Origin of the sequence: Bradyrhizobium sp. (assembly GCF_030693485.1) — a bacterium.
Taxonomy (GTDB): domain Bacteria; phylum Pseudomonadota; class Alphaproteobacteria; order Rhizobiales; family Xanthobacteraceae; genus Bradyrhizobium.
In genome coordinates, this window is sequence record NZ_JAUYAN010000047.1 from 1 (window position 1) to 7299 (window position 7299).

Consider the following 7299-nt stretch of genomic DNA (forward strand, 5'->3'; position numbering starts at 1 on the left):
TTCAGCAGGTTCTTCCAGAAGCACCAGGGCATGCCGCCCGGCGCCTACCGGCGCCGCGCCAGGGCCGAACAGGCGAAGCGCGGGCCGTTTTACGCGGCATGGCCGTGATCACGCGGCCTTGCTGACCACTTCGATCTCACCGCGCTCGATGGTGATGGTGGTATCCGCAAACGTTTCCAGCAATTTCGGATTCGATTCCGTGATCAGCAGGGTGATGTCGGAATCCTGCGCGCGCAGCCGCCGCAGCGCCTCGGCGTAGCGCTGCGCCAGCACCGGCGCCAGGCCCTGAAACGGTTCGTCCAGAATGACGAGCTTGGTGCCGAGCATCAGCGCGCGGCCGAGCGCGGCCATCTTGCCCTGCCCGCCCGACAGCGAGCCGGCCGGACGTGCCTTGAGATCCGCGAGTTCCGGCAAGACCGTGTAGGCGCGATCGAGCCGGCGTCTGGTTTCCGCGCCATCGAGCTTGCCGACGCGGGCCGGCAGCAGGATATTTTCCTCGACGGTGAAGGCCGAAAACAATCGCCGGTCTTCCGGCGCATAGCCGATCCCCAGCCCCGGCCGTTCGTGCGGCGCGACCTTGCCGAGATCGACGTCGGCGAGCCGGACCTCGCCTGTGGTGTCGGTGAATCCCATGGTTGTGCGGGCGATGGTGGTCTTGCCGGCGCCGTTGCGGCCGATCAGCGCCACCGTGGCGCCCGCGCGCAGGTCGAACGTCACGTTGCGCAGCACGTGCACCCCGGCGATCCAGACGTTGACCTTGTTGAAACTGAGCATGTTTCAGATCCCGATCACTTGCTCGCGGACGACGGGATCGGCCAGCACCTCGGCCGGCGGTCCGCTCATCTGGATCTTGCCGGCGCTCCACACCGCGACCCGATCGGCATAGCGGGTGACCATATCCATGTCATGTTCGACGAACACCGAGGTCACGCGCTGCTTCGCCAGCGCCGCCACCAGAATGTCCATGATCGCGAATTTTTCCGAGGAGGCGACCCCCGATGTCGGCTCGTCCATCAACAGCAGCCGAGGCTTCAATGCCAGCGCCACCGCGATATCGACCAGCTTCCGCTTGCCCTCGGGCAACTCGCCGGCCTTGCGGTCCGCGACATCGCGGACACTGACGAGATCGAGCAAGTTCTCCATGTCGGAACGCTCGGGCAGATCGTGCAGCGACTGCATCAGGGTGGTGCGCCCGCTATGCCCCGCCGCCGCGATCAGCAGGTTCTCGATCACCGTGTGGTCGAGAAACAATTGCGGAATCTGGAAGGCACGCGCGATTCCGAAGCGGGTGATGTCGCGCGGCCGGTGCGCGGTGATTTCCCTGCCTAGAAACCGCACCGTGCCGGCCTGCGGCTTCAGATATCCGGTGGCGATGTTGAGGAACGTGGTCTTGCCGGCGCCATTCGGCCCGATGATGGCGAGCTTCTCGCCTTCGAGCACGTCGAGATCGATGCCATCGGCGGCCACCACGCCGCCGAAGCGGATCGCCAGCCCCCTCGCCTCAAGCAGCACCGTCGCTGTCATGACTCATCCCTCGCGGCGCGCTGACGCTGCCACAGGCCGATCAGGCCGTTCGGGGCGAACAGAATGATGGCGATCAGCACGACGCCAAGGATCAATTGCCATGAGTTGGCCAGCTGCGCCGACGCATAGAAGCGAACGAGTTCGAACACCGCCGATCCGGCGAAGGCCCCCATCGCGTTGCCGACGCCACCGAGAATGGCGATGAAGACGAACTCGCCCGACTTGGTCCAGTAGGCGAATTCCGGTGTCGCAATCTGCTGGGCGACGGCAACCAGCACCCCGCCGATGCCGCCCAGCGCCGCCGAGATGACGTAACCGATCAGCAGGACGCGGCGGGCGGAGACGCCGAGATACTCCAGCCGCGTCTCGTTGGACTTGATCGCGCGCAGCATGTTGCCGGTCGGACTTTCCAGGAAACGCTGCACGAAAAACGTGGCGACGATGGCGATCGCCAGTGTCAGATAGAGCAGGACGTACTGGAAGTTCTCTGGCGAAAACGCCATGCCGAACACGGTCGGGCGCGGCACGCGCATGCCGTCCGCCCCGTTGGTGAGATGGAACAGTTTCTCCAGCAGCGACCACAGCACCATCGAGAAGGCCAGGTTCAGCATGCCGAAGAAGATCTCGCGGTAGCGGACCACGAACAATCCGACCAGCAGACCCAGAACCGTCGCAATCACGGTGCCGACTACGAGATAGGCGGCGAGATCGCCGACGCCGAGATACTTGCCCCAGAAGCCCGCGGTATAGGCGCCGGCGGCGAAAAACATGGCGTGCCCGAACGAAACCTGCCCCGCCTGCAGCAGGATGATGATGCCGAGCACCACGATGCCCTTGGCGAGAATCAGCACCACCAGCGTGGCCATGCTGGGGATCAGAATGGGAATGACGCCGGCGGCAACGACCACCGCGGCCAGCGTCCAGGTCAGAGCGGATGATCGGATGGCCATCAGATCTTCCTGAGCTTGGTGGCGCCGAACAGGCCTTCGGGCCGCACCAGCAGCACCGCCACCATGATCAGATAGGGAACCAGCACTTCGAATTCCGGCTGCAGATAGATCACGAAGGCGCGGGCCATGCCGATCGCCAGGGCGGTGATCGCGGTACCCTCGATCTGGCCGAGGCCGGCGGTGGCCGCGACCGCGAACGACAGCACGATCATTTCGGTGCCCATGCCCGGCACCAGCGACGTCGTCGGCGACGCCAGTGCGCCGCCGAGTGCTGCCAGGGTCGCGCCGATGATGAAGGTGATCAGATAGACCCTTTGCGCGTTGATACCGATGGCAGTGGCGGCCTCACGGTCCTCGGTGACCGCCAGAATGACGGCCCCCATCAGCGTCCGGCGCAGGAAATAGCGAAGTCCGAACAGCGCCAGTACCGCGACGATCGGCAGCACGATCACCTGATAGGACGTATAGCTGACGCCGAAAATCGAGACGTTGGGCAACAGTTTCAGCGGCTCGGCCGCATAGATCGGCTGTACGCCCCAGATCATTCGCTGCAGATTGTCCATGATCATGAAGACGGCGAAGGTGATCAAGAGTTGCAGCACCTCCTCACGGCCGTAGACCCGGCTCAGCAGCAGGCGCTCGATCAATCCGCCCGCCACGATGCCGATCACCAGGGATGCCACCAGCAGCGCCGGATAGGTGAGCCACGGCGAAATCGGCGTCACCAGCAGGCTGAGGGACGCGGCGAGGTAAGCGCCGAACGCATAGAGGCTGCCATGCGCGACATTGACGATGCGCAGCACGCCGAAGATCAGGCTGAGACCGACGGACACCAGGAACACGAGCGCCGCATAGGACAGGCCATCGAGGCTGGCGAGAACGAAGAGCGTGGAATTCATCAGGACACGGAGTTTCGAGGTGAGATCGGGGACAGGCGAGCGATGCCTGCCCCCGCACGATGCATCCTGATTTATTTACCGTGCTGGAACACCGGCACGTCCATCTTGACAAAATCGGGCTTCAGGGTCTTCAGCCACTCCACCGATTTCTGGCCCGCCGGCGTGGTGATCGCGGCGGCGTCGAAGATCATCATGTTGTCGAGCACCATGTGGTTGAAGCCGTCGGCCTTCTTGGTGACGCCGACGAGCTGCGCTTCGAGGCCCTGATTGTCCTCGGCACGGAGCTTGACCGGCCGGCCGAAGCCGACGAACTCCAGATTGGGCGCCGCGTCGACCACCTGCTCGCGGGTCGGCCACTTGCCGCCATTGGCCTTGATCGCCTTGTCGTAGGCGCCCTGCAGTGCCGCAAAGGCCTGCGCCATGTGGTAGACGGGGTAGATCGGCATGCTGCCCGTCTTGGCCTTGAACGCTTCGTTGAAGGCCTTGAACGCGGCGTCGTTCTTTTTCTCCGGGTGCAGGAACCAGTGATCGCCGCGGGCGCCGATGATCAGGCCCTCGGGAAGATCCTTGCCGAGCCGTTGCACCGATGATTCGCCGATGGCGAGCACGAAGGTCGACTGTTGCAGCAATCCGCGCTGACCGGCCTGCCGCACCAGGGTGTCGAGGTCGCCGCCCCATGACGTGGTGAAAACCACATCCGGGCGCAGCGCCATCAGGCGCGAAACCTCGGTCGAGTAATCGGGGGCACCGAACTTCGGAAACAATTCGGCAACGACCTGCACGTCCGGCTTCATCTGCTTGAGCGCGGTGGAGAAGATCTCCCAGCTCTCGCGGCCCCATGCATAGTCCTGGTTGACCACGGCAATGGTCTTGAAATTGGGCTTGGTCTTCAGGAGATAGACCAGCACGGCCAGCATCTCGGGTGTGGCGTTGGCCTGGCTGCGGAAGCTGTAGCGATATTTCTTGGCCTCCAGGATCGAGGCGGCGCCGCAATCCCACATGAAGTTGAGCATCTTGAGGTCTTCGGCGAGCGGCACCAGCTGGTTGCAGGACCCCGACGAGATCGAGGCGAAGGTCGCGTCGACCTTTTCGTCCTGCACCAGGCGCCGATAGTTCGACACCAGCGCTTCGCCGCCGGCGCCCTCGTCGACGAAGGAAAGCGCCACCGGCACCCCGCCGATGCCGCCCTTCTTGTTGATGTCGGCGGCGATCATCTCGGCCGCGGCCTTGCCGGGCTCACCGAACACGGCCGCCGGACCCGACAGGAAGGTGGTAATGCCGATCTTCAGTTCCTTTGGCTTGTCCTGCGCCGTCGCGCTCCCGCCGAGGACGCCCAACAGCAGCGAAACCCCTGCCAGCAATTTAAGTGCTTTGCCCGTTTTCTTCATTGTTCACTCTCCCAGTTGTGGCGTCTTTTTCGTTGCAGCTTCCGCTCGAGCCGGCGAAGCTGTCATTGGAGGATATTCTGCACCAGTGGCGCACAAACGCAAGCCATCTCGGCCCGCGCGGTCAATTGATCGGATCAATGTGCGCCCGTGCTACTTGTGCTGATCAAGGGACGGAGGTCACAAGGCATTCGGCTTCCCCTCACGAGACCGCGAAAAAAGGGTAGCCGCGACGGCGGCATTGCGCAGATCAGGTTGACCTCAAGACCTCAAAGGCGGATATGGCAACAAACGGCGATGGCCAAAACCTCGCTCTCCTGGAGAACAATCCGATGACCCTGCCCTTTTCCAATGCGCGCACCGGCGGCAAGATCCTGGTCGACCAGCTCCTGATCCACGGCGCCGACATGGCCTTCTGCGTGCCGGGAGAGAGCTATCTGGAGGTGCTGGATGCGCTGTTCGACGTGCGCGACCGCTTCAAGCTCGTCAATGCCCGCCATGAGGCCGGCGCCGCCAACATGGCCGAGGCCTATGGCAAGCTGACCGGCAAGCCCGGCATCTGCATGGTGACGCGCGGTCCCGGCGCCTGCCATGCGGCGGTCGGCGTCCACACCGCCTTCCAGGATTCGACGCCGATGATCATGCTGATCGGCCAGGTCGGCCGCGACATGATGGATCGCGAGGCGTTTCAGGAAATCGATTACCGCCAGATGTTCGGCCCGGTCGCCAAATGGGCGGCGCAGATCGACGTCACCGCGCGGATTCCCGAATACATCGCGCGCGCCTTCCACATCGCGACCTCGGGCCGCCCGGGCCCGGTGGTGCTGGCGTTGCCGGAGGACATGCTGACGGAGGTGACGCAGTCGGGCGACGCCGTTTGCTATCATGCGACGCAACCGGCCCCCGCTGCGGCGGTCTTCCCTCAAATTCGCGAACTGCTCGAGGGCGCGAAGAAGCCGATGATCCTGGTCGGAGGTCCCGGCTGGAGCGACCGCGCCAGCGCCCAGCTGCAGGGGTTTGCCGAGGCCAACGGTATTCCGGTCGCGACCTCTTTCCGCCGCCAGGATATTCTGGACAACCGCTCATCCTGCTTCGCCGGCGACCTCGGCACTTCAGGGCCGCCCGCGCTGGTGCAGCGCTTCAAGGAAGCCGACCTGCTGCTGGTGATCGGTGCGCGGCTCGGCGAAATGACCACACAGGGCTACAGCATTCTTTCATCGCCAAGGGCACGGCCGAAACTGATCCATGTTCACGCCGACGCCAACGAACTCGGCAAGGTGTTTACGCCCGACATTGCGGTGCAGTCGTCCGCCGATAATTTCATGGCTGAACTCGCCGGTGCCGGCTGGTTCGCCGCCGACCGCTGGAGCGCCTGGCGCAATTCCGCCCGCACCGATTATCTCAACGCGGTCACGCCGCCTGACTGCACCCAGGATCTCGACGTCGCCGCCGCGATGCTTCAACTCGACAAGCGGCTCGGCGACAACGCCATCGTCACGCTCGACGCCGGCAATCACACCGGCTGGCCGCAGCGCTTTCTGACCTACGCCCGGCCCGGCCGCCAGATCGGACCGACCAATGGCGCGATGGGTTATTCGGTGCCGGCAGCAGTGGCCGCATCGCTGGTCCATCCGGATCGCGTGGTGATCGGCTGCGTCGGCGATGGCGGCTTCATGATGAGCGGACAGGAAATCTCGACCGCCGTGCAGCACGGCGGCAACCCGATCATCCTGCTGTTCAACAACAACATGTACGGCACCATCCGCATGCATCAGGAGCGCGAGCACCCTTCCCGCGTCGTCGGAACCGACCTCGTCAATCCCGACTTCGTGGCCATGGCGCAGGCGATGGGCGCACATGCCGAGCGCATCACCCGGACCGCGGAGTTTGCGCCGGCGCTGGAGCGCGCCATCGGCTCGGGGCGCGCGGCGCTACTCGAACTCTGCACCGATCCGGAGCAGATTTCGACACGCACCACCATCACCAGCCTGCGGGTGGCGGCTGAAAAGCGGCAAGCGCAGAGCGCGACGAGCGAGTAGCGACCTCAGGACAGAAAATCGGTCTGCTTGACCTGAATCCGATCCGCATGCAGCGACCAGTCGCAAAGCGACTGGGTTTCGCAGAATTTTCGCTTGGCCAGTTCGGCGGCGTGCCCCTCGCTGGCGGCGTCAACTTCCACGATGCTTTGGCAGATCTCGGCCTGCCGGCCGTTTTCGCCGAGCACGTCCTTCATGAATCGAACGACAAATCGCGACATGGAACCTTCCCCTCGCGCAAAGCGCCAAGACAGTCCATATCACTCTATCACAGGCAGAGCGTTTGATCGGTATCAATAAGGCGGCATCGGCCGCACGAAGGGTCTAGGCGCCGGCCGACGGCAGGCTTGCGGCCGCAATGGCGACGATCAGCTTGAACCGGCGTCCGATTCGGGACGATGCCGAGCGCAAGAATGAATTTACCTGTCGCATTTCGCCAATTCCTTCGGCGCCGGCCGGAACCAACGTTCCGCGAACGACGCTTGAAAGGAAAATGGCCTTGCCC

At 64.0% G+C, this 7299-nt stretch carries 7 protein-coding genes; 1 reads left to right on the forward strand and 6 read right to left on the reverse strand.

What is annotated here, in order from left to right:
- Positions 1-108 precede the first annotated feature (108 nt).
- The 5 genes from Q8N40_RS03645 to Q8N40_RS03665 form a co-directional block, all read right to left on the reverse strand.
- On the reverse strand, positions 109-774 hold the full coding sequence (locus Q8N40_RS03645) for an ABC transporter ATP-binding protein (RefSeq protein ID WP_305710835.1): 666 nt from the start codon (positions 772-774) through the stop codon (positions 109-111).
- Between the two features lie 3 nt (positions 775-777).
- Positions 778-1524 (reverse strand): ABC transporter ATP-binding protein, encoded by a 747-nt coding sequence (locus Q8N40_RS03650; protein WP_305710836.1) that lies wholly within the window; start codon positions 1522-1524, stop codon positions 778-780.
- Positions 1521-2474, reverse strand: coding sequence for a branched-chain amino acid ABC transporter permease (locus Q8N40_RS03655; RefSeq protein ID WP_305710837.1), 954 nt, complete (start codon positions 2472-2474; stop codon positions 1521-1523). The genes Q8N40_RS03650 and Q8N40_RS03655 overlap by 4 nt, the downstream gene beginning before the upstream one ends.
- Positions 2474-3373, reverse strand: a complete 900-nt coding sequence (locus Q8N40_RS03660) for a branched-chain amino acid ABC transporter permease (RefSeq protein ID WP_305710838.1) — start codon at positions 3371-3373, stop codon at positions 2474-2476. Before Q8N40_RS03660 ends, Q8N40_RS03655 begins: the two co-directional genes overlap by 1 nt.
- A gap of 71 nt (positions 3374-3444) precedes the next feature.
- Positions 3445-4761 carry an ABC transporter substrate-binding protein gene (locus Q8N40_RS03665; protein ID WP_305710839.1) on the reverse strand — a complete coding sequence of 439 codons (1317 nt, stop codon included), beginning with the start codon at positions 4759-4761 and terminating at the stop codon, positions 3445-3447.
- Positions 4762-5090: 329 nt separating this feature from the next.
- Here Q8N40_RS03665 and Q8N40_RS03670 point away from each other — a divergent pair, with 329 nt between their 5' ends.
- Positions 5091-6797: a thiamine pyrophosphate-binding protein gene (locus Q8N40_RS03670; RefSeq protein ID WP_305710840.1), complete on the forward strand. Its 1707-nt coding sequence runs from the start codon at positions 5091-5093 to the stop codon at positions 6795-6797.
- 5 nt (positions 6798-6802) lie between these two features.
- Here the strand turns inward: Q8N40_RS03670 and Q8N40_RS03675 are convergent, their stop codons facing one another.
- Positions 6803-7015: a hypothetical protein gene (locus Q8N40_RS03675; RefSeq protein WP_305321327.1), complete on the reverse strand. Its 213-nt coding sequence runs from the start codon at positions 7013-7015 to the stop codon at positions 6803-6805.
- Between the last annotated feature and the right edge of the window lie 284 nt (positions 7016-7299).